Annotated in this window: 18 protein-coding genes; 8 read left to right on the top strand and 10 right to left on the bottom strand. The window is 62.3% G+C overall.

The window, feature by feature from the left end; genetic code table 11:
• Window positions 1-148: 148 nt before the first annotated feature.
• The gene (locus tag PY254_RS02110) at window positions 149-1636 is read left to right on the top strand and encodes a RimK family ATP-grasp domain-containing protein (protein WP_281013838.1); all 1488 of its coding nucleotides are present in this window, start codon (window positions 149-151) and stop codon (window positions 1634-1636) included.
• 10 nt (window positions 1637-1646) lie between these two features.
• Here the strand turns inward: PY254_RS02110 and PY254_RS02105 are convergent, their stop codons facing one another.
• Window positions 1647-1904, bottom strand: coding sequence for a hypothetical protein (locus PY254_RS02105; protein WP_281013837.1), 258 nt, complete (start codon window positions 1902-1904; stop codon window positions 1647-1649).
• A gap of 114 nt (window positions 1905-2018) precedes the next feature.
• Between PY254_RS02105 and aroE the strand changes: the two genes are divergently transcribed.
• Window positions 2019-2849 (top strand): shikimate dehydrogenase, encoded by an 831-nt coding sequence (aroE, locus tag PY254_RS02100; RefSeq protein WP_281013836.1) that lies wholly within the window; start codon window positions 2019-2021, stop codon window positions 2847-2849.
• A 5-nt stretch (window positions 2850-2854) separates the two neighbouring features.
• The gene (locus PY254_RS02095) at window positions 2855-3109 is read left to right on the top strand and encodes a YkgJ family cysteine cluster protein (protein ID WP_345781832.1); all 255 of its coding nucleotides are present in this window, start codon (window positions 2855-2857) and stop codon (window positions 3107-3109) included.
• 20 nt (window positions 3110-3129) lie between these two features.
• On the opposite strand, the gene PY254_RS02090 is transcribed toward PY254_RS02095, so the two are convergent.
• Entirely contained in the window at window positions 3130-3663 is a 534-nt protein-coding gene (locus PY254_RS02090) for a gamma carbonic anhydrase family protein (RefSeq protein WP_281013833.1), read from the bottom strand.
• Between the two features lie 94 nt (window positions 3664-3757).
• On the opposite strand from PY254_RS02090, the gene PY254_RS02085 reads away from it, so the two are divergent.
• Window positions 3758-5800, top strand: coding sequence for a M3 family metallopeptidase (locus tag PY254_RS02085; protein ID WP_281013832.1), 2043 nt, complete (start codon window positions 3758-3760; stop codon window positions 5798-5800).
• 112 nt (window positions 5801-5912) lie between these two features.
• Here PY254_RS02085 and PY254_RS02080 read toward each other — a convergent pair whose 3' ends face one another.
• Complete coding sequence (locus PY254_RS02080) at window positions 5913-6122, bottom strand: cold-shock protein (protein WP_007809889.1); 210 nt, start codon at window positions 6120-6122, stop codon at window positions 5913-5915.
• 280 nt (window positions 6123-6402) lie between these two features.
• On the opposite strand from PY254_RS02080, the gene xth reads away from it, so the two are divergent.
• From xth to PY254_RS02065, 3 genes are all read left to right on the top strand, one after another.
• Window positions 6403-7170: an exodeoxyribonuclease III gene (gene xth, locus PY254_RS02075; RefSeq protein WP_281013831.1), complete on the top strand. Its 768-nt coding sequence runs from the start codon at window positions 6403-6405 to the stop codon at window positions 7168-7170.
• A gap of 5 nt (window positions 7171-7175) precedes the next feature.
• On the top strand, window positions 7176-7850 hold the full coding sequence (locus PY254_RS02070; RefSeq protein ID WP_281015133.1) for a YecA/YgfB family protein: 675 nt from the start codon (window positions 7176-7178) through the stop codon (window positions 7848-7850).
• A gap of 158 nt (window positions 7851-8008) precedes the next feature.
• Window positions 8009-8842, top strand: a complete 834-nt coding sequence (locus PY254_RS02065; RefSeq protein ID WP_281013830.1) for a pirin family protein — start codon at window positions 8009-8011, stop codon at window positions 8840-8842.
• A gap of 26 nt (window positions 8843-8868) precedes the next feature.
• On the opposite strand, the gene PY254_RS02060 is transcribed toward PY254_RS02065, so the two are convergent.
• The 7 genes from PY254_RS02060 to PY254_RS02030 all read right to left on the bottom strand — a co-directional run bounded on the left by PY254_RS02060 (window position 8869) and on the right by PY254_RS02030 (window position 20263).
• Window positions 8869-11649: a discoidin domain-containing protein gene (locus tag PY254_RS02060; RefSeq protein ID WP_281013829.1), complete on the bottom strand. Its 2781-nt coding sequence runs from the start codon at window positions 11647-11649 to the stop codon at window positions 8869-8871.
• Between the two features lie 2 nt (window positions 11650-11651).
• Window positions 11652-12473: a carbohydrate ABC transporter permease gene (locus PY254_RS02055; RefSeq protein ID WP_281013828.1), complete on the bottom strand. Its 822-nt coding sequence runs from the start codon at window positions 12471-12473 to the stop codon at window positions 11652-11654.
• Window positions 12470-13348 (bottom strand): carbohydrate ABC transporter permease, encoded by an 879-nt coding sequence (locus tag PY254_RS02050; RefSeq protein ID WP_281013827.1) that lies wholly within the window; start codon window positions 13346-13348, stop codon window positions 12470-12472. The genes PY254_RS02055 and PY254_RS02050 overlap by 4 nt, the downstream gene beginning before the upstream one ends.
• The gene (locus PY254_RS02045; RefSeq protein WP_281013826.1) at window positions 13345-14616 is read right to left on the bottom strand and encodes a sugar ABC transporter substrate-binding protein; all 1272 of its coding nucleotides are present in this window, start codon (window positions 14614-14616) and stop codon (window positions 13345-13347) included. Before PY254_RS02045 ends, PY254_RS02050 begins: the two co-directional genes overlap by 4 nt.
• Window positions 14617-14657: 41 nt before the next feature.
• The gene (locus PY254_RS02040; protein WP_281013825.1) at window positions 14658-16121 is read right to left on the bottom strand and encodes a glucoamylase family protein; all 1464 of its coding nucleotides are present in this window, start codon (window positions 16119-16121) and stop codon (window positions 14658-14660) included.
• A gap of 134 nt (window positions 16122-16255) precedes the next feature.
• The gene (locus PY254_RS02035; protein ID WP_281013824.1) at window positions 16256-19087 is read right to left on the bottom strand and encodes a TonB-dependent receptor; all 2832 of its coding nucleotides are present in this window, start codon (window positions 19085-19087) and stop codon (window positions 16256-16258) included.
• A 165-nt stretch (window positions 19088-19252) separates the two neighbouring features.
• The gene (locus PY254_RS02030; RefSeq protein ID WP_281015132.1) at window positions 19253-20263 is read right to left on the bottom strand and encodes a LacI family DNA-binding transcriptional regulator; all 1011 of its coding nucleotides are present in this window, start codon (window positions 20261-20263) and stop codon (window positions 19253-19255) included.
• A gap of 430 nt (window positions 20264-20693) precedes the next feature.
• Between PY254_RS02030 and PY254_RS02025 the strand changes: the two genes are divergently transcribed.
• Complete coding sequence (locus PY254_RS02025; RefSeq protein WP_281013823.1) at window positions 20694-21152, top strand: SPFH domain-containing protein; 459 nt, start codon at window positions 20694-20696, stop codon at window positions 21150-21152.
• Window positions 21153-21171 lie beyond the last annotated feature (19 nt).

Below are 21171 nucleotides of genomic sequence, written 5' to 3'. Positions count from 1 at the left end.
TCCATTCGCCCTTCCATCCGCGCGTTTATTCGCGCTTCAGCGCGCGCCTTTGTGCAACCCGGACGCTGTGCCAAACTGCGCGCCTTGTACGCGTCGCCCTGCCAGCTGAGGGCCTTTCCCGCCGTCGCCGCATCGTCTGAGTGGTGTCATGACCCGTCTGGTCATCGTTGTCGAAAAAGCCTCCGACTGGGGCTCGTACTACCCGTCCGTCGACGTTGTCAGCGCGATGGACTATTTGCGCAGGCCGGTCGACAGTGACGATGAGCGCACGCACGTGCTCAACCTCTGCCGCAGCTACAAATATCTCGGCACCGGCTATTACGTATCGTTGCTGGCCGAGGCCCGCGGGCACAAGGTGATGCCGTCGGTGCGCACGGTCAACGATCTGCGCCGGCGCTCGCTGTACGGTCTGGACATCGACGATCTCAACCAGAAACTGACCCACTTCCTTCCCGCCGGCGGGCGCGACACCACCGACTTTGGCATCCTCGTCTACTTCGGCGAAACCGCCTATCCCGCGCTGCAGGACCTGGCTCGGCAGGTGTTCGAAATGTTTCCCTGCCCGCTGCTGCGGATCGAGTTCGAGCGCGATCGCGTGTGGCAGGTCAGTTCGATCAAGCCGGTCGGATTGCATACGCTCGACGATGCCCAGGAAGACGCGTTCGCCGAGGAGCTCGACCGTTTCTCGCGCAAATTGTGGCGCAAGCCGCGCGCGCGTCGTCAGTTCCGCTACGACCTGGCGATGCTGGTTGATCCAGCCGAGCAGATGCCGCCGTCGAACAAGAAGGCGCTGAAGTCCTTCGTCGCTGCCGGCAAGGAACTCGGCATCGAAGTCGATCCCATCGGCAAAAATGATTACCAGCGGCTGGCCGAATACGATGGCCTGTTCATTCGCGAAACCACCGCGTCGGACAACCATACCTATCGCTTCGCCCATCGCGCGGAGAAGGAAGGCATGGTGGTGATCGATGATCCCACCTCGATCCTGCGTTGCACCAACAAGATCTTCCTCAACGACCTGATGGTCTCGCGCAAGCTGGCAGTGCCGCGCACCGAGATCCTCTATCGTGATGATGCAAAGGGCACCAAGGACGTTGTTGCCAAGCTCGGTTTCCCGTTGGTGCTGAAGATTCCGGACGGCTCGTTCTCGCGTGGCGTGGTCAAGGTCGAGGACGAGGCGTCGCTGGCCGCGGCCGCCAGTGGCCTGTTCCAGCACAGCGCCTTGCTGCTGGCGCAGGAATACCTCTATACCGACTTCGACTGGCGTATCGGCGTACTCAACCGCGAGCCGCTGTATGCATGCAAGTACTATATGTCGCGTGGCCACTGGCAGATTTACAACCACGGCGCCAAGGGCACCGCGAAGTCCGGCGGCTTCGAAACGATCGCGGTGAACGATGCGCCGGCCGAAGTGGTCAAGCTGGCATTGAAGGCTACGCAATCGATCGGCGATGGTCTCTACGGGGTCGATCTGAAACAGGTCGGCAGCAAGCCGGTGGTCATCGAAGTCAACGACAACCCATCCATTGATGCGGGGGTCGAGGATGCGCATCTCGGCGACGAGTTGTATCTGCGGATCATGCAGGAGTTTTTGCGCCGGATGGAGCGCAAGCGTCAGGGTGGCAGCGCGCGCTGATCGGCCTGGTTTATTGCCAGATATTGCGGTGAAGAGCCCGACGCTGTGGCCGGCAGAGCATCAACAACTGACGTGGCAAGGCGGGCTGCAGTGCCAGCAGCACGACCAGTGGTGCTCCGAGTAGCCAGAACGCCGGCGTCCAGCCGAGCGTTTCGGTGTGTGCCGGGATCAGCGTAGTCAGCAACAGGCTTGCACCACCGGCCAGCCACAGTGCGCTGGCGCCAAGCAGGCGTTGATGGTGCGGGGAAGGCAGCGGTCGAGCGTGCATGGCAACTCCAGCGGTGAATGACAGCGGCAGATTGCCGGCTGCTGATCTCATCCGCTGCGACGATGCTCTGGACCTACGTAGAATGGACGTCATAAACCACTTCAGGGAATCACCATGTCTGTCGCTCAGTTCGCCGTATTCGGCCATCCGATAGCGCATAGCCTGTCGCCACGCATCCATCAGGCATTCGCGCAGCAGTTCGGTATCGAACTGGAATACCGCGCGATTGATGCGGCGCCCGACGAGTTTGCCCAAGCGGTGCAGCAGTTCTTCGCGGAAGGTGGCCATGGCGCGAATGTCACCTTGCCGCACAAGGCCGCGGCGTTTGCCTTGGCCGATCAGCACAGTGCCGCCGCCACCCGCGCAGGCGGCGCGAACGTCCTGACCCGACTGGCGGATGGCCGACTGGCCGCGCACAACACCGATGGTGCCGGCATGGTTCGCGATATCACCGAACGCCACGAGCTGGACCTGCGTGGCCATACCGCGCTGCTGCTCGGTGCCGGTGGCGCCGCCCACGGCGTGGCGTGGGATCTGCTGGATGCCGGTGTGGAAACGTTGACCATCGTCAATCGCTCACCCGCGGCCGCCGATGTTCTCGCCGATGCGATCGGTGATCCCGCGCGTGCACACACGCGCTACTGGGATGACCTGGCCAACATCGGCAGCTACGACTTGATTGTCAATGCGACTTCAGCTGGCGTGCTGGGCGTGGCCTTGCAACTTCCCGGTTCGCTGATCGGCTCACGTGCGCTGTGTTACGACCTGTCCTACGGTGCCGCCGCCAGCAGTTTCCTGAGTTGGGCAAAAGCCGCCGGTGCGCGCTACGCGGTAGACGGTCTCGGCATGCTGGTGGAAACAGCCGCCGATGCGTTCGAGTTGTGGCATGGCAAGCGGCCGGAAACCGAACCGGTCTATCAAACCTTGCGCCAGCAAGCTGCGTGACATCGATAACTTGCCGGGTTGGCTGCGGTGCTTGCTGTATTGCGCCGTCAATCTCCTCGCCCATTCCCGGCATGCCAAACGGCAAGCCGGCCGGCGTTCGTTGTGTGCAACTGACCGAAGACAACCGCTGCGCCATCTTCGGTCGGCCCGAGCGACCCGCCGTGTGCAGCAGCTTGCGTGCCGAGCCGGCGATGTGCGGTGCCAACCGTGATCATGCGCTGGCGTGGCTGACGCAACTGGAAGCCGCCACGAGCCGTTGAGCTCAGCAACAAGCGCAGGATCAGGCCGAAGCCAGATAGGTGTCCTTCAATCGCACGTAGTGATCGGCCGAGTAATGCAGTTGTTCGACCTGTGCGTCGCTGAGCAAACGCACGAACCGCGCGGGGTTGCCCAGCCATAGCTCGCGCTCGCCGACGACCTTGCCGGGAGCGACCAGGCTGCCGGCACCGACGAAGCCGTATTTCTGGATAACCGCGCCGTCCATCACCGTGGCATGCATGCCGATCATGCAGTAATCGCCGATAGTGCAGGCATGCACGACGGCAGCGTGGCCGATGGTGACGCCTTCGCCGATCAGGCACGGAAAGCCCGGACCGTACGGGCCGGCGTGCGCCACATGCACGATGCTGCCGTCCTGGATGCTGGTCTTCGCGCCAACCCGGATATGGTTGACGTCGCCGCGCAGCACTGCGCCGGGCCAGATCGAGACATCGTCGCCGAGCACTACGTCACCCATCACGCTGGCGACGGGGTCGACGTAGACGCGCTGGCCGAGGGTGGGCGCGATGCCCTTGAAGCTGCGCAGGGAATTCATTCGCGCATTCTAGCGGCGCGCTGGCCTTGTCACATCACCGCGCTTGATTTCGGTGCGTCCGGTCGCCACGCTGAGCCTACGCAAAGGAGCGCCCATGAGTCACGACAACCCCCTGCTGGCTGACGATGTCCTGCCAGCTTTTTCGCAAATTCGCCCTGAACATGTCGCGCCAGCGATCGAGACGATGCTCGCCGACTATCGCGCGGGCATCGACGCGCTGCTCGCGCCTGGCGCGCCACGTGATTTTGTCACGGTGATGTTGACCCAGGAACGGTTGGAGCAGCGTCTGGCCCGTGCCTGGGCGCCGGTATCGCACCTGCACTCGGTTGCAGACAGCGAGGCGCTGCGCAAGGTCTACGCGCCGGCCGAAGAACAGCTCACCGACCACGCGATCGAACTGGGCCAGAACCGCGAGCTGTACGCCGCCGTGCAGGCGCTGGCCGATGCACCGGATTTCGACACGCTGCCGCGGGCGGAACGCGCGCTGGTGGAACACGCGCTGCGTGACTTCAAACTCTCGGGGGTGGCACTGGAAGAGCCGGCGCGTTCGCGTTTTCGCGAGATCGGTGTCGAGCTCAGCAAACTCTCCACCGAATTCTCCAACGCGGTGCTCGATGCCAGCGAAGCATGGCATGAACACGTTACCGACGAGCGCGACCTTGCCGGCGTTCCGGATTCCGGTCGTGCCGTGCTGCGCCAGTACGCCGGGGACCAGCAACTGGACGGCTATCTGGTTACGCTGAAGCAGCCCAGCGTGCAGGCCGTTTTGACTTACGCGGACAATCGCGGCCTGCGCGAACGGGTGTACTGGGCCTACCAGACGCGTGCCTCTGACCAGGGCCCGGACGCGGGCAAGTTCGACAATGGCGAGCGCATCGAGCAGATCATGGCGTTGCGCCACGAGGCGGCACAGTTGCTTGGCTTCGCCAACGCCGCGGAAGAATCGCTGGCCACCAAGATGGCCGGCTCGCCGGTCGAGGTGCTGGAATTCCTGCACGATCTGGCCTTGCGCGCAAAGCCCGTGGCACAGCAGGAACTGGCCACGCTGCGTGCTTTCGCGCATGACGAATTGCAACTCGACAATCTGGAACCGTGGGACGTCGGCTATGCCTCGGAAAAACTGCGCCAGCGTGAGTACACGCTGGACGAAGAGCAGCTGAAGCCTTACTTCCCGCTGCCGGCGGTGCTCGATGGCTTGTTCGGCCTCACCGAAAAGCTCTACGGCATTACCCTGGCTGTGCGCGAAGGCGTCGACGTATGGCATCCCGAGGTGCGCTATTACGACGTGCGCGATGCCAAGGGTCGGGTGTTTGCCGGCGCGTATATCGATCTGTATGCGCGCAATGGCAAGCGCGGCGGCGCGTGGATGGATGTCTGCCGCGCCCGCTTTGACGACGGCGCACAGCAGCAGTTGCCGGTGGCCTTCCTCACCTGCAATTTTGCCCCGCCGACCGAAGGCAAGCCGGCGTTGCTTACACACGACGACGTGCTCACTCTTTTCCATGAATTCGGCCATGGTCTACATCACCTGCTGACCGAGATCACGTTACCCTCGATTGGCGGTATCGATGGCGTCGAGTGGGATGCGGTGGAGTTGCCCAGCCAGTTCATGGAGAACTTCGGCTGGAACCGCGAAGCACTCGACCTGTTCGCGAAGCATTACCAGACCGGCGAGCGGTTGCCCGACGAACTGTTCGAACGCATGCTTGCTGCGCGCCACTTCCACGCCGGCCTGTTCCTGGTGCGCCAACTGGAGTTCGCGCTGTTCGACTTCCTGCTGCACCTGGAGTACGAACCGGCACGGGGTGCACGCACGCTGGCTGTGCTGGAGCAGGTGCGCAAGCAGGTCGCCGTACTGCATCCGCCCGCGTGGCAGCGTTTTCCGCATGGCTTCAGCCACGTCTTCGCTGGCGGTTATGCGGCGGGTTACTACAGCTACCTGTGGGCCGAGCTGCTCAGCGCCGATGCGTTTGGCGAGTTCGAGGAACATGGCGTGATTGACCGCGCCACCGGCGAACGCTTCCGCGCCGAGTTCCTGTCAGTAGGTGCCAGCCGGCCGGCGCTGGAAAGCTTCGTCGCTTTTCGTGGTCGCAAACCCGAACCGGAAGCCTTGTTGCGTAGCTACGGGCTGGTCTGATCAAGGCAGCGCTGCGGCATTGCCGCGGCGTTGTCGGGACAAACGCCAAACGCCAGGCAAGAAAAAACCCGCCGAAGCGGGTTTCTTCAAGACCGCTCAATTCCCGAAGGAATTAGGCAACCTGGACTTCCTCAGCCTGCAGGCCTTTCTGGCCCTTGGTGACGACGAACGTGACGCGCTGGCCTTCCTGCAGGGACTTGAAGCCCGTGCCCTGGATCGCGCGGAAATGCACGAACAGGTCGTCACCGCTTTCCGGGGTGATGAAGCCAAAACCTTTGGCGTCGTTGAACCACTTGACTGTACCGCTCTGACGATCCGACATGTAACTATACCTTTGAAGCATGGATGGTTTGTGGCCCTGGCGGCATGCGCCGAACCACTAGAAGCAAGAAGTCGCCTTTAAGCGGTACTCTTGCTCGACCAGCATACACTGGATTTTGGCGTTTTGGTGGATTTTTCAACGAAAGATTCGCGAACCCGTATTTCTCCATCTCGAAACGCCCCTGTGCCGCCCCAAAAACCGCGCTGTGGCGCCATCGGTGACCACTCTACGGGCGGGCCCCCGCCCCCGGAAGCCACCCCGGTTCCCTTACAATAGCCGCATGAAGATCGCCTCGTGGAACGTCAATTCGCTGAAAGTGCGCCTGCCGCACCTGACCCAGTGGCTGGCTGACGCCCAACCGGACGTAGTGGCGCTGCAGGAAACCAAGCTGGAGGACGCGAAGTTTCCGGTCGAGGAACTGGCTGCCGCCGGCTATCGCGCGGTCTATTCCGGCCAGAAGACCTACAACGGCGTGGCTATTCTGGCTCGCGACGAACCTACCGACATCGTCACCGACATCCCCGGTCTGGACGATCCGCAGCGGCGCATCCTGGCCGCAACCATCGGCAAGTTGCGCGTGGTGGACTTGTATGTCGTCAACGGCAAGGCAGTCGGTGACGAGAAATATGCGTACAAGCTGGACTGGATGGCCAAGGTACGCGACTTCCTTGCCCACGAGCACGAACGCCATCCGAACCTGGTGGTGCTGGGTGACTTCAACATCTGTCCTGACGACCGCGACGTCTACGATCCGGCTGCCTGGGGTGAAGACATCCTGTGTTCGCCGCCGGAGCGCGCCGCACTCAAGGCGATTACCGACCTTGGCCTGCATGACAGTTTCCGCCTGTTCCAGCCAGAGGCCGGGCACTACAGCTGGTGGGACTATCGGCAGGCAGCATTCCGCCGCAACATGGGCTTGCGCATCGATCTGATCCTGATCGGCGAGGCTTTGAAATCTGCTGCTACCGCAGCGTCGATCGACCGCGAACCGCGACGCTGGGAGCGCCCTTCCGATCACACGCCGGTGATGCTGGAACTGGATATATGAACGACATGACCAAAGCCGAATGGCCCAGCTCGCTGGACGACAGCGAACTGGAAGAGCTGGATCGCTACCTGCGCGCGCATACCGGCGAAGGTGATTTGCTGCTGGACGGCGTGCACGGCCTGCTCAGCGCGCTGACAGTTGGCCCGCTGCTGGTGCTGCCGGATGAATGGCTGCATGAGGTATTGCACGAACCGTTCGCCGACGAGGACGAAGGCAATCGCGTGCTGGCACTGCTGGCCAAGCTCAACGATTCGATCAGCGCGGAACTTGATGTGGACGCTTACGAACCGATTCTCGGCGAAGTCGAAATGGAAGGCGGCCCGTTGCTGTCGGCTGCCGGCTGGTGCGAAGGGTTCAGTCGTGGCATCGACCTGCGCGCGGCGCTGTGGGAAAACCGCCTCGCCGAAGACCCGCAGTTGATGGAGTTGCTGGGGCCGGTGATGGCGCTGGCAGTGGACGAAGGCATTCTCAGTGCCGATACCGAATTCGAGAAACTCAGCGAAGACGAGTACGACGAGTGTCTGTCTCAGGTGCCCACCGTGCTCAACGCAGTCAACCAGTACTGGCAAGCCAAACCTGCCACCGAAGCCGAAGTGGAAACGATGGTGCTGCAACAGCGGCCGGGCAAGGAAGATGAAATCAGCCCGCCACGCCAGCGCAGCGGTCACTGGGTGCATTGAAGCGGGCATGAGTGGAGAGGAGTGAGGGACGAGGGCGGTAACTCGTCTCGTCGAACCACTGTCGCGTCGATGGAACGATCCGTTCCTGCGCGGAGGCTTGGACTGGCGGCGTGATGGGGCCATCTTGTCGGCCAGTCATTCCCTTGATGGAGCAAGCCATGAGCGATCGCCACATCACCCGCCGCATCCGCGGCATGGATACGTCCGACGGCGCGGGCGTGAAATTGAAGCGCGTCATCGGCCAGCCCGGACTGGACATGCTTGATCCATTCCTGCTGCTGGACGAATTCCGTTCCGACCAGGCGGGTGACTACATCGCTGGCTTCCCCGAGCATCCGCACCGTGGTTTCGAGACGGTGACCTACATGCTCGCCGGCCACATGCAGCACGGCGACAACCATGGCAACCGCGGTGATCTGGTGCCGGGCAGCGTGCAATGGATGACCGCCGGCCGCGGCATCCTGCACTCGGAAATGCCGCAGCAGGAAAATGGCCTGATGTGGGGCTTCCAGCTCTGGGTGAACCTGCCGGCGAAAGACAAGATGACCGCGCCGCGTTACCAGGACATCGGTCCGGAGCGCATCCCGGTCGTGCATCCCGCCCCCGGCGTCGAAGTCAAGGTGATCGCCGGCGAACTGGCCGGCGCCACCGGCCCGGTGGAAGGCATCGTCACCGCGCCGGTGTATCTGGACATCAGCTTGCAACCCGGTGCGCAATTGACGCTGGACCTTCCCGCAGGCCATCACGGTTTCGCCTACGTGTTCGAAGGTGAGGCAGCGTTGGTGGGTGGCGAAGCGTTGCAGCGCAGTGAATTGGGCGTCTTGTCCGATGGCGAACAACTGCAACTGGCAGGTACCGACACACCAGCACGCCTGCTCGTCGTCGCCGGCAAACCGCTCAACGAAAGTGTGGCGCGCTACGGACCGTTCGTGATGAACACGCCCGAGCAGATCCAGCAGGCCATTGCCGACTTCCGCGCCGGCAAGTTCTAGCGGGGAACCCGCGTTGCCGGCAACCGTCAGCGTGGTCGTTCGATCCTCAACGTTGCCGGCAGCTCGCGTATCGTGATCTCGCCGTTGCGCCATGCCACCGGTTTGCCGTTCAGCCACGCCTTGCCGCTGGGTTGAGCGGCATACGGCCACGGGAAAACCAGACCGCCGGAAGGCAAGCTCAATCCGTCGCTTACCTCAAGCTGCAGCTGGTCATGCTGCTCTCGCAGCGAGTAGTGCAGCTCACCGTAAGGCGTCCGCAATCCCTCGATGTCGATGTGACCTTGGCGCAACCACGCAGCGGGAATGCCTGCCGCCAGAACGAGCGCGTGATCGCTGGCACGCTCCCATGCAAACATGTCGTATAGCGAACGCAGGTAGTCCGAGGCGATCCATGCGTGCGGCATGTCGCCGACGAAACGCGGCTTGCGCGGGTCATGCCCGACCACCTCGGCCCACTGGTTCCACGCCGCTGGTCGCCGGTCAGCCATGAAAAAAGCGAGCAGTTGCGGAATCCGTTCGCGCCAGCCCAGCCGCACAAACGCCCCCACGTTGCGCCATTCGTACGGCGTGTAGTCGTCCCACGCCTTGCTGCCGTCGCGACGCGCGATGAAATCCTGCCAGTAGCGTTCGAAGGTTTGTTGCAGCAAGGCCGGCGGCAGCCACTCCTGCGCACCGGCGGGTGACAGCGCGATGGTGGTGGAGGTTGGATCGAAGTCGCCCAGTTCGGCCGCACCGGGAACGTAGTAGATGGCGTGTTCACGCGTTGCGGCGAGGATCGACGACTGCAAATCGCTGCGTAAAACATCCCGCGAGGCAGTGAAGCGCGCCGCTTCATCAGGTTTGTCGAGGGCATTGGCCAGCGCGATCGCATCGTCGTAGCCGCGCAGTGCCCAGAAGTCGTCCCAGTACGAATGCATCGGCTTGGCCGAATAGCCTTCGTGGCTGATCGACGCCGGCATCAGGCCGTACAGCGCGGTGCCCTGCTGCGCCGAAGTGCGCTCACTGTTGCGCAGCTGGTCCATGTACGCCACCGTGTGCTCCACGTGCGGCCACAGCTTCTTCAGGCCGGAAAGGTCATGGCTGAAACGCCACCACTCCGCGATGGTGAACAGCAGCTCGCCCTGGCTGTCGTTCTCCGGTACCGGGTCCGAACCGCGCGCGTCAACGCAGCAAGGCACCTTGCCGGTATTGAACTGATGCGGCGCGTACCAACGCACGAAGGCGCCGACCACATCGCTGTGACCGCTGCGCAGCAACGCCTCGCTCATCATCGCGCCATCGCGGATCCACGTGCGCGCGTAGGAGCGCGTGCCTGGCTGAAACGCCGGGCCATCGCGTGACATCAGCATCTGCGCTTGTGCGCTGCGCGCGGTGTCAGCTAAATCCTGCTGCGCGGCGGGCAACGCAAGCGTCACGTGGTTGAGCTTCACGCGCCACGCTGCCGCCACTTCATCGCGTTGCTGTTTCAGCCACGCTGCCGCATCGGCCGGTGGCTTGAATGACGCCGGGCTCGAAGGCACCACCAGCCCCAGCGTGATGGTTGCGTGCGGCGGCACAGTCAGTCGGTACAACAGCGCACCCTGTGCGTACCCGCTTGCATCGTGCAGCGTGCGCAGCTGCGGACGTTCGCCTGCGGCCAACCGCTCCGGGAGGGTGATCGCACCATGGGCGCTGGCGACGAAGTCGCCGGGCTGCAGCGACACCACCTGCAACGCGTGGTTGATCTGCACGGCGTGACCGTCCCAGCGCAGATCCGTGATCGGACTGATCCCGCCCGGGGTATTGAGGAATTGCGTTGGCGGGTTGACCTGGAACGGTCGCAACAGCAAGGCCAGCGTCAGCGTGCGTGGTTTATTGCGGCGGTTGGAGAGGCGGTATTGCAGCAGCAGGTTCGTCTGCTGCGGCGTGCCGCTGGCGAAGGCGGTGGTGTCCAGTTGCACGCCGTCGGTCTGCCAATGCACCGTGGGGATCGGCAGGTAATTGTCTTGCAGACTTTGCCTAGTCTGCACCGTGGCCCAGTCGATCAGCTGGTTGCCGTCGAGCAACATCGGCTCGATCGACCAGCCGCCCTTGCGCACCTCCACCGCGCCATCTTCGGAGATCAGCGCTGATTTTGCCGCGCCACCGTCGACGCCAACCAGCGTCCAGTAACTCTGCTCACCGGAGAAGCCACGTGGGTAGATGCCGCGTGCTGCATGCCTGGCTTGCTGCATCAGCACGGCGTTTGGCGTGAGGCTGGCTGGCGTGGGTTCGTCTACGGCTGCTGGCGGCAACGGCGTCAAACGCAGATTGCTGACGCAAAAATCGCCACGGCCACCCTGCCCTGCATAAAGAGTGAATTCCACGGTCTGTGTCTGGCGCAGCGTTCGGTCCTTCGCCGGCCCCCACGCGGAAACGATATCGCGCTTGTTTGCAGTGATGGTCTGCCATGCGTCCGTTGGCGTGAAGTGCTCGCGGCGGTACCACCACACGTTGTCGCCGCTGGCATCGATCAGCTTCACTTGCAGGTCATTCGGCGGCATGGTGCCGCGCACGTCAAATGACAAGGCGTAATTTTCCGGAAAGGTGATGGGCAGGCGACGACGCAGGCTGGGGCCGCCGGATACACCGTTGAAGTTGAACTCCAGACAGATCGCCTTGCCGTGTGGAGCGCTGGCCGGGTGCAGCGTGGCACGGATGTCATCGGTGGCCGCAGCCGTCCAGCGATTCGGTTGACTGAAATCGTCGAGCGTTCGCGCTGCGGTCTCGGCACCTACAACGTTGCTTACAAGCAGCAAGGCCAGTAGCACGAGATGACCGTGGCGCATCGTCAACCCTTCACACTGCCCAGCAGCAGTCCTTCGAGGTAGTAGCGCTGCATCGACAGGAACAAGAGCAGCACCGGCAGTACGGTGACGACTGAGCCGGCCATCATCAGTTCGCTGTCCTGCGAATGTTCGCGCGCCAGCGAGGCCAACCCGATCGGCAGCGTGTAGTGCTCCTGTCCGGTCAGCACGATCAGCGGCCACATGAAGTCGTTCCACGCGGCGAGGAAGGTGAAGATCGCCAGCGTCACGACAATCGGCTTCAGCAGTGGCAGCACGATCTGCACGAAGATGCGCGACTCGCTGGCGCCGTCGATCCGCGCCGCTTCGAGCAATTCATCGGGAATGCCGCGTGCGTACTGGCGTACCAGGAAAATGCCGAACACGGTGGCCAGCGCTGGCACCACCACGCCGGCATAGCTGTTCACCAGGCCCATGTATTTCAGCAGCAGGAACAACGGCAGCATGGCGACCTGGGCGGGAATCACCAGTGCGCCAAGCAGTGCCTGAAACAATCGCTCGCGACCAGCGAAACGCAGCTTGGCGAACGCATAGCCGGCCAGCAAATTGAAAACCACCGAGAGCACGGTGATCGCGCCGGCGACCAGCAAGCTGTTGATCAGGTAGCGGCCCATGCCGGCATGCACGAACAGTTCGCGATAGTTGTCCCAGCTGGCATGGCGCGGCAACAACGGCGGTGGCAGCGTGCTGGCGGCACCCGGCGCCATGAACGACACCGACAACATCCACAGCAACGGAAACAGTGCGACCGCCGCCACCCCGATGAGCAGACCGTTGATCAGCGCCTTGGCCAGTCGTGGGCTCATGTCTGGTCTCCCCGCTGCGACAGCTTCAGCATCAGCACGGTCACTGCGAACATGATCACGAACAACAGGAACGCCACGGCGGAAGCGGAGCCGAGGTTCCACCACTTGAAGCCTTCGTCGTACATCAGGTACAGCACGCTGACCGTGCTTTGCAGTGGCCCGCCTTCGGTCATCACGTACGGCTCGGCAAACAGCTGGAAGTAGCCGGACACGGTGAGGATGCCGACCATCAACATGGTCGGTTTCAGCATTGGCAAGGTGATGTGACGGAACTGCCGCCAGGGCGACGCGCCGTCGATACGTGCAGCCTCGTACAGGTCCGGCGGAATCGCCTGCAGGCCAGCGAGGAAGATGATCATGTTGTAGCCAAAGTTTTTCCACACCGCGAACGCGATGATCGTCGGCATCGCCCAGTGCGGATCACCCAGCCAGTCCACCGGGTGAATATCGACCAGTCCCAGCAGATAGTTCGCCATGCCGTACTTGGTGTTGAACAGATAGCGCCAGATCACGGCGGTGGCGACCACCGTGGTCACCACCGGCGCGAACAGCGCCGTGCGGAAGAACGGCTTCGCTGTCGCCAGCGGTGAGTTCAGCAACATCGCCGCGCCGAGCGACGCGCCCATCGACAAGGGCACGCCTAGCGCGACGAAGTACACCGTGTGTCCCAGTGCAGCCCAGAACAGCGGCCGGTGGAGCAGTTCCCAATAATTGCCCAACGCCACGAAGCGCAGGTTGTGAATGTTTGCCAGCGCGTACAGGTCGTAATCGGTAAGACTGAGCGCGAGCGCGGCAAGCACCGGCAGCAGGAAGAACACTCCCAGCACGACCAGCGCGGGGGCAAGGAACAACCAGGCCGTACGCTGCGGATTCATCGTGTGGGCTCCTTCGCATGACTCGCTGCAGCGTGGTCCAGCACCCAGCGTCGCTTGGCCAGAATCGCATCAGCGCGGTGGTCCATCTCAACGGCGGCCTGGTCGATCGTCAGTCGGCCGGCGATCACCTGGGCGGCGACCAGCTGCATTTCGTTGGCGATGCGTTCCCATTCCGGCACCGCCGGCGCAGGTTTCACCTGTTCCAGCTGTTCGCGAAAAGCGCGTGCCTTCGGATCGTCGCGCAATGCGCCGCCTTCCCATGAGCTGCGCCGTGGCGGCATGTCGCCAAGCAGGTCGTAAAACTGCTGCTGCACGGCCGGCTGCGACAGGTATTCAATCAACTTCCAGGCAGCCTCTTTGTGCGGTGAGCGCCGGAAGATCACCAGGCTCGAACCGCCGGCTACGCCGACACCGGGACTGCTCGGACCGGGCAGTGGTGCGGTAGACCAATCGTCCTGCTCAAGGGCCGGCAGGCGCGAACGGAACTCGCCGATGTTCCACGGCCCGGACAGATAGAACGCGTAGACGCCGCGACCAAATTCCGTCCACGGATTGCCCGCTTCCACGTTGGTGATTGCCGGCGCCTGCTGCAGCCGGAAGGTGTCGACATAGAACGTCAGCGCGCGCTTGAAGCCGGCACTCTCGAAATTCCCGTAGCGTCCGCCATCACGCAGCAGCGGATCGTCTTGCTGCAATCCCAGCGACATCAATTGCTCGTACTCGTTGGTTGGAAGCAATACGCCGTAGCGATGTTGCGACGGATCGCTGAGCGCGCCCAGCATGCGTCGCCATTCAGCCCAGGTACGCGGTGGCGCATCGAAGCCAGCAGCCTTCAACAGGTCGTTGCGATAGAACAACAAACGCGTGTCGACATACCACGGTACGCCGTACAGGGTGCCCTCAATCACATTGGTGGACCAGATGCTGGCGAAGTAGTCGGACGGCTGGATCACGCTCGAATGGTCGACCCGCACCTGCAATGGTTCCAGTGCGTGCAGCGCCGCCAGTTCGGGCAGCCAGGTGTTGCCAAGCTGGCTGAGATCCGGGGTGGAGTCGCCGGCGAACGCGGTGAGCAATTTCTGGTGCGCAGCAGTCAACGGCAGCTGCTGAACTTTCACACGGATATCCGGATGCGCGCGCTCGAACGCCGGCAGCAATTTGACCACGGCTTCGCCTTCGCGGCCAATCGTCCAGAACACGAGTTCGTGGCTGTCCGATGCCTGCTTACAACTGCCCAGCAAGGCACTGCACAAGACGATGCTGGCCATGCACAGCCCACGCCGCCATCGTTGCTGACGCGCCGAGTGAATCATTTTGCCGGTACCGGCGCATCCAGCCAGCCGCCTTCGAAGCCGGCGCGCTGAAGTCCCTTGCGGATGTACGGATTCTTCTTCATCACGTTCCACACGAAGTCGCTGCGCCAGTTCTCGATCATCAACACGATCGGGCCCTGGTCGATGCCGAGCTGTTCGCTATCGACCCAGCCCATCGGCAGCACTTTGCCGGTACGCAGCAGGGTTTGCACGTGGAAGCTGGGATTGAACGCATCAACGAAACCGTGCTCGTTGTAGATGGCGGTGCCGTAGCGGCGCTTCATTTCCTCCAGCGCGGGAATCACCAGCTCGGGTGCGAAGGCGATCGAACCGGCGGCGGCGCTGGGCACGATGGTGCCGTCATCGACCAGATAGCCCAGTCCCGCGCCGCGCGCGGTATAGCCGTAGAACTGTCGGCGGCCTTGACCCTCGACGAGGATGCCGCCGGGACCATTGCTGGCGGTCAAACCCCACACGTTTGCGCCATAACCGGTCCAATGCCCCGGATTGGTGATCGCGTAGTTGCGCTGGGCGATCACCGCGCGGCGGCTGTTCTCGAAATAGTCCAAGTCATGCTGGCGATTCCAGGCGTCGCGGATGCCGCGGAAGTCGATCCATACATGGCTGTACTGGTGGCCGAACAGCGGGCCGAAATTCAACAGTTGCTGACCTTGGAACTTGCCCCAGCTGCGGTCGTAGGTACCGGTCCATGCCGACCATGCATCGGAGTCCACCGGATGGGTTGGCGAACCCAGTGCCAGTACATAGACCAGCATCGCCTCGTTGTAGCCCTCCCAGTCATGCGGGATGAACTTGCCGCCGGGCGTCCAGCCCATGCTGATCAACGGCGGCCGCACTTGTGCCCAGGGCCAGTCGACGCGGCGATAGATGCGATCGGCCAGCGTGCGGATCTCGTGTTCGGCCGGGGTGTCGCGGTCGTAGTACGACTGTGCAAACAACACGCCGCCCAGCAGCAGGCTGGTGTCCACCGTGGAGACTTCGGTCCAGCGCGCGAAGCGCTTGCCGCTCTTCATGTCGAGGAAGTGATAGAAGAAACCGTGATAGCCGCTGTCGTCGTCTTCGCTGTCACCCTGCGGCGCGGTGTCGAAGAAACGCAGCGTGGCCAGCGTGCGCTCGATCGCCTGCTCGCGGGTGATGTAGCCACGCTCCACGCCCACGCCGTAAGCGGTCAGGCCGAAGCCCACCGCGGCAATGCTGGAGAAGGACTCGCCGGGATAGTGATCAGGAACCAGGCCTGTAGCCGGATCCGCGCTGTCCCAGAAAAAGCGGAAGGTGCGCTGTTCGAGATCGTTGACCAGCGCGGGTACTTCAGCGCTGCTGCGGCTTGCTTCCGGGGTGGCCGGTTGTGCCTGCCAGGCGGGGCTGGCTGGAGCTGCCAGTAACAGCGCCGCGCCAAGAAGGAGAGAGGAAAGCCATGCGGGCCGGTGGGGAAGCTTCATGATCGGTCTGCCGTACTTTGAGTATGCGACGCCAGCCTGAACTGCATCTCGTGCAGGTCAGGCTGGACGTCCAGACGTCCGTCCGTGTGACGTGGACGGACGGGTGAATCGACTACTGGGATGTCACGAAATGATCAGAACGAATAGCGCGCGCCAATCTGGAAGCGACGGGTCTGGTTCGGATCGGCGCTGGTCACCTTGCCGAAGTCCGGGTTCGGATTCATCGAGCCCCAGTTGTACTGGTTGTTGATGTAACCGTTGTCGACATCACGGTTGAACACGTTCATCACGTCAAAGCGCAGTTCCAGCGCCTGGCTCTCGCCCCAGTGGAACTCCTTGGCGATCGACAGGTCCAGGTTGAGATACTTCTGACCGTACTTGCCGTTCTTGTAGAAGATGCAGTTGTAGTCGCAACCGGGCACGTTGGCGAAGTAGTCGTACGGCAAGCCCGAGCCGTAGGTGAAGATGCCGGTCAAACGTGTGTCCCACGGGCCGCGTACGATTCCGTTCAGTACCAGATGCTGCTTTTCGCCCACGTTGTTGGCGTAATAACCAGCGGGATCGACATAGTCCAGCGAGTAGTTGTCACCACCTTGCTGATGAGCGTCCTGATACGTGTAGGCCAGCCCCATGCCCCAGCCCGACGCTTCCGTGTACGGCTTGTTGATGCTGACCAGTACGTTGCTGGATTGCGTTTTCTTGTCGGTGTTGTGCAGGACGACACCGTAAGGACTGCCCGGCATTTGATTGAGCACGAAGCCTGGCTGCGGCAGACGGTTCCATACCCAGGTGAACTGGTCATAGCCCAGCACGCGAGTCAGGGTCAGTGATGCGTTCCAGTCTCCCATTACCTGACGCACACCCAGGCTGAACTGGTCCGTGTGCGGCGGCTTGGTGTTGTTGTTGACCACGTCCAATTCGCTGGTAAAGCCGGCAGAGCCCGAAGCCAACAGGCCATTCAGGCCAGCCGCGGTCAGGTAGCTCGGATCCCAGGCGATGGTCCCGGGGGTGACGCCGCCGGGGCTGAACCGGAAGGTGTAGTTCGGTACCAGCGAATGCAGTTTTTCCTGGCTGATCCAGTCAAACGGAGTGCGGTCGTAATAGCGGCCAACACCGCCGAAGACGGTGGTGCTCTGGTCGCCGTCTTTGCTGACGTCCAGCGAGAAGCCCAGCCGCGGCTGGATCGCACCCTTGTAGCCGTCGCGGTTGTGGCCATTGCTGATGTAGTTCTGCAGACCCAGGTATTGCAACGTGGGGACCTGCACGGCCGGGGTCACGTAATCCTTGTTCAGCGCGTTGGTCTCGTAGTCCCAACGCAGACCGAGATTCAGCTGCAGTCGCTGGGTGATATCCCAGTCATCCTGCACGTACAGGCCGAGCTGGTTGGTGTGCAGGTTGGCGCTGGCGCCGCTCGGCGAGTACACGGCCTGGTAAGGCGAGTTGAAGCCGCCGGGATAAGCACTTCCTTCCTGGTAGTAGTAGGTCGGCACGGTGGCGCTGTTCTGTTCCAGCGTGATGCCGTAAGTGGCGTATTTGATACCCGCCTTGATCGTGTGATCGGGCAAGCCGAACCAGGTGAAGTCGTCGCGGATGGTGCGCTGGTTCTGGCCCTTGTCCTGCAGGTCGCTGCCGCTGCCGATCACCGCGATGCCCGGATCGTACACGCTGCGCACGTTGCCAGATTGAGCGGAGGTGGGATGCCACCTCGCGGTGCCGGCATCCAGCAACAAGTCATTGGTATAGCTTTCGCCGCGCGATTGCCATTTCAGCAGCAGATCGTCGACGTTGTTCTTGCGGTTGCTGCGCGCGGTGTAGGCGGTGTTGCCGCCAAAACCGAGCTGCTCGCTGTCGCGCCGGGTGGTCAGGCTGAGGTCGACGTTGTTGTCGTGGTTCGGCTGCCAGCTCAACTTGCCGAAGAATGCCTTTTCGTTGAACGGTGCCGAGAATGTGCCGTTGTACTGAGCGAATCGCGGGTCGTTGATCTGCACGGTGGTGTTGGCGGTGTCCTTGCGTTCCTCGTAGTTGATGAAGAACTGCGCCACGTCCTTGATGATAGGGCCGCCAAAACTGAAGCCGCGTTGTTCGCGTTTGTACTCGGGTTTCTTGACGTGGTTTTCCTTGTCAAACGAGTTCTGCGCGATCATCGACTGGTTCTGGTAGTAGTCGTAGAGCGAACCATGGAAGTCGTTCGTGCCCGACTTGGTCACCGCGGTGATGATTGCCGTGCCGGCCTGCTCGTATTCGGCCTTGAAGTTGTTGGTCAGTACGCGGAATTCCTGCACCGCTTCCTGCGAGAACGGGTTGCCGCGGGTGGAGTCCTGGCCGGCGATGCCGCCCTTGAGCACGTTGTTCTTCAGGCTGGCGCCGTCGATGAAAACGTTTACATTCTCGGCTGATTGACCGCCCGCCGAGAACGTTTTGGAGTTGGGGTCGCGTGAGGTGGTGATGCCGGGAACCAGCTTGGCGAAGTCAAGGAAGTTGCGCTCGTTCTGCGGTAATTCCTGGATCTGCTTCTGGCTGATGTTGGTGGCCACTTCCGAGGTGCGTGTTTCAACCAGGGTGACCGCGCTCACCGAAACGCCCTGCAGGTTCGTTGCATCGCTGGTGCTGGGTCCGGTGGCGGCAGCACCGGCATCCAGATTGAGGCTTAAGGCCTGGCCTACCTGCACGGTGACGGTACGACTGGTGCTGCTGCCGTTGCCACTGGCGACGATGGTGTAACTGCCTGGGCTCAACCCCGCCAGAGTGTAGTTGCCGTCTGCGCCGACCTTGGTCTTGCTGACGAAGCCGTTGGCGGTATTGGTGGCAACCACCTCGGTCGGCATCTGGCCTTGCGGCGCGCTGACGTGTCCGCGCAGGACGGCGGTGCTGGACTGCGCGTGTGCCGCCGGCAGGGCGAGTGCGGTGACCAGCAGGCCGGCAAGCGCCAGCGAGATGTGCCTGGATAACGTATGTTGTTTGACCATGACCTGATCCTCTCCCGTAATCGTTGCAAATTGAGGTGGAACGCTTCGTCGAGATGTTGACGTGATGCTGCCCGCGAACCAGTGCTCCGATTCGCCTGCCTCGAACCGACCTTGGAAAACTCGGTTCTTTCCGGCGCGATCCAGCGCCAGTATTCAAAAATGCGGTCAGCCGGACGCCACGGCGCTGGACGCCCGTACCACCAATTCGGCAGAAACTTTGCGCCGGGTGCCGATTCGCATTCCGGTTGAATCATCAATTTGCTCGCCCAGCCAGGCCATAGCCTCGCTGCCCAGGTCGGCAATGTGCACCTTGATCGTGGTCAGCGATGGCGTGACATAACGTGCCATGGGCACGTCATCGAAGCCGCCCACGGCCAGCTCCTGCGGAATACGCACGCCGGCTTCGCGCAAGGCCGCCATGCAACCGATCGCCATCATGTCGTTGGCGGCGAACACGGCATCGGGTCGCGTTTCCATGGCCAGCAGCTGCTGGCCGGCGCGGTAACCGGATGCTTCGCTGAAGTCTCCTTGCAGCATCGTTGCGGCGCTCGCCAGGCCATGGCTGGCGAGGGTTTCGCGAAAGCCCAGTTTGCGCTGCTCGGCATCGCGATTGCCGGACGGACCTTCGATGAAGGCAATCCGCTGACGCCCTTGCGCCAGCATGTGCTCGACCATCAGCCGGGCCCCGCCGTCGTTGTCCACCGACAGCGAGCAGTAGTCGGTGCCGGACAAACGTGTGTTCATCAGCACAGTAGGGATGTTTTGCGGCAGATTCTGCCGCAAAAAGTCAGCATTGGCGTGGGGCGACATCAGCAACAGGCCGTCGACCCGGCCCTGCATCGCGCGCAGGGCGAGCGCCGCGGTCTCGGCATCGTCGTGCGAACTGGAAACCAGCAGATGCATACCGCGGGCGCGCGCGGCCAGGTCGATGCCGCGGATCAGCTCGGAAAAGAATTCACCGTACAAGTCCGGCAGCAGCGCGCCGACCGTGTTGGTGCGCCGGGTGATCAGCATGCGGGCGGCCGCATGTGGCACGTAACGCAGGCGTTTGGCCACTTCGTGGATGCGCTGGCCAGTCTCCGCGGTGACCCCGCTGCCGCCATTTAGCGCGCGCGATACCGAGGCCACGGATACACCGGCCTCACGCGCGACATCCTTGATGGTGGCAGCTTTGATGATGGCAACCTCACTGGCATGGTGTGGCTTGCAATGTATGGCGGAGACCGCAAGAACCATTGCACAGCGCCAACGTAAACGTTTTCATGGCACGTTGTAAAGCGCTTGTAAAAGGGATTCCACGTTGCAGTGCAACAAGTTAACGGTATCCGAACGCGATGCCCGTCACAGATTCACCCCTTCGCTGATCCGTGGGCGCAAAGACCGCGCTATGGCGCCGCAGCATTCAAGTGGCTGGCACGATTCAGGCTTGTCAGTCGTGTACTTCCCGATTTCCTGACAGGTATTGCCACAGGTCGTTCTGGAATCCCCGCCCAAGCCTTGGCCACATCGTTAAATGAAGGTTAATATTCGTGGACTCAAACAACTGTATTCTTTAGTTGTTCCACTTTCTCAATAAAAGCAAGACAACTTGTTGTTTCTGAAGACCATGATGACTCTATCCGCCCTCCTGTTTCCCCTTGCTGCCGTGCTGATCGCCAGCGCGATCCGGCATGTGCCGGCCGGTCACGTCTACAGCCTGTACCGTCGCGGCAAGTTGGTGCGTGTTCTGCAGCAGGGAACGCATCTGGTCTTGCCATTGCTGGATCGGGTTGCGCACAAGATTGACCTCGCTGGTCAGACGCTGCGGCTGGACGCGCGGCAAGACGACGCCGGCGATATGCGTGGCACCGTCTACTGGCAGGTGTTGGAGCCGGAGCGCGCCGATGCCGTGTTCGAACAAGTTGATCAATTGATCCGTCGCGGTGCCCGCGAGGCACTGCGCAACGAGCCGGCCGCCGATGGCGCCGATCGGCGCGATGTGGGTGCACGGGTGAAACATTCCTTGAACAGTGCACTGCGGGAACGCGGAATGATGGTGACGCGCGTTGAGTTGGACGCCGCCTGAGTAGCGGAGTTGCGCCAGG

The sequence above is a fragment of the Rhodanobacter sp. AS-Z3 genome (assembly GCF_029224025.1).
Lineage (GTDB): Bacteria > Pseudomonadota > Gammaproteobacteria > Xanthomonadales > Rhodanobacteraceae > Rhodanobacter.
Note: the sequence above shows the minus strand (reverse complement) of the source record. Positions and strands in the feature narration are given on the sequence as shown.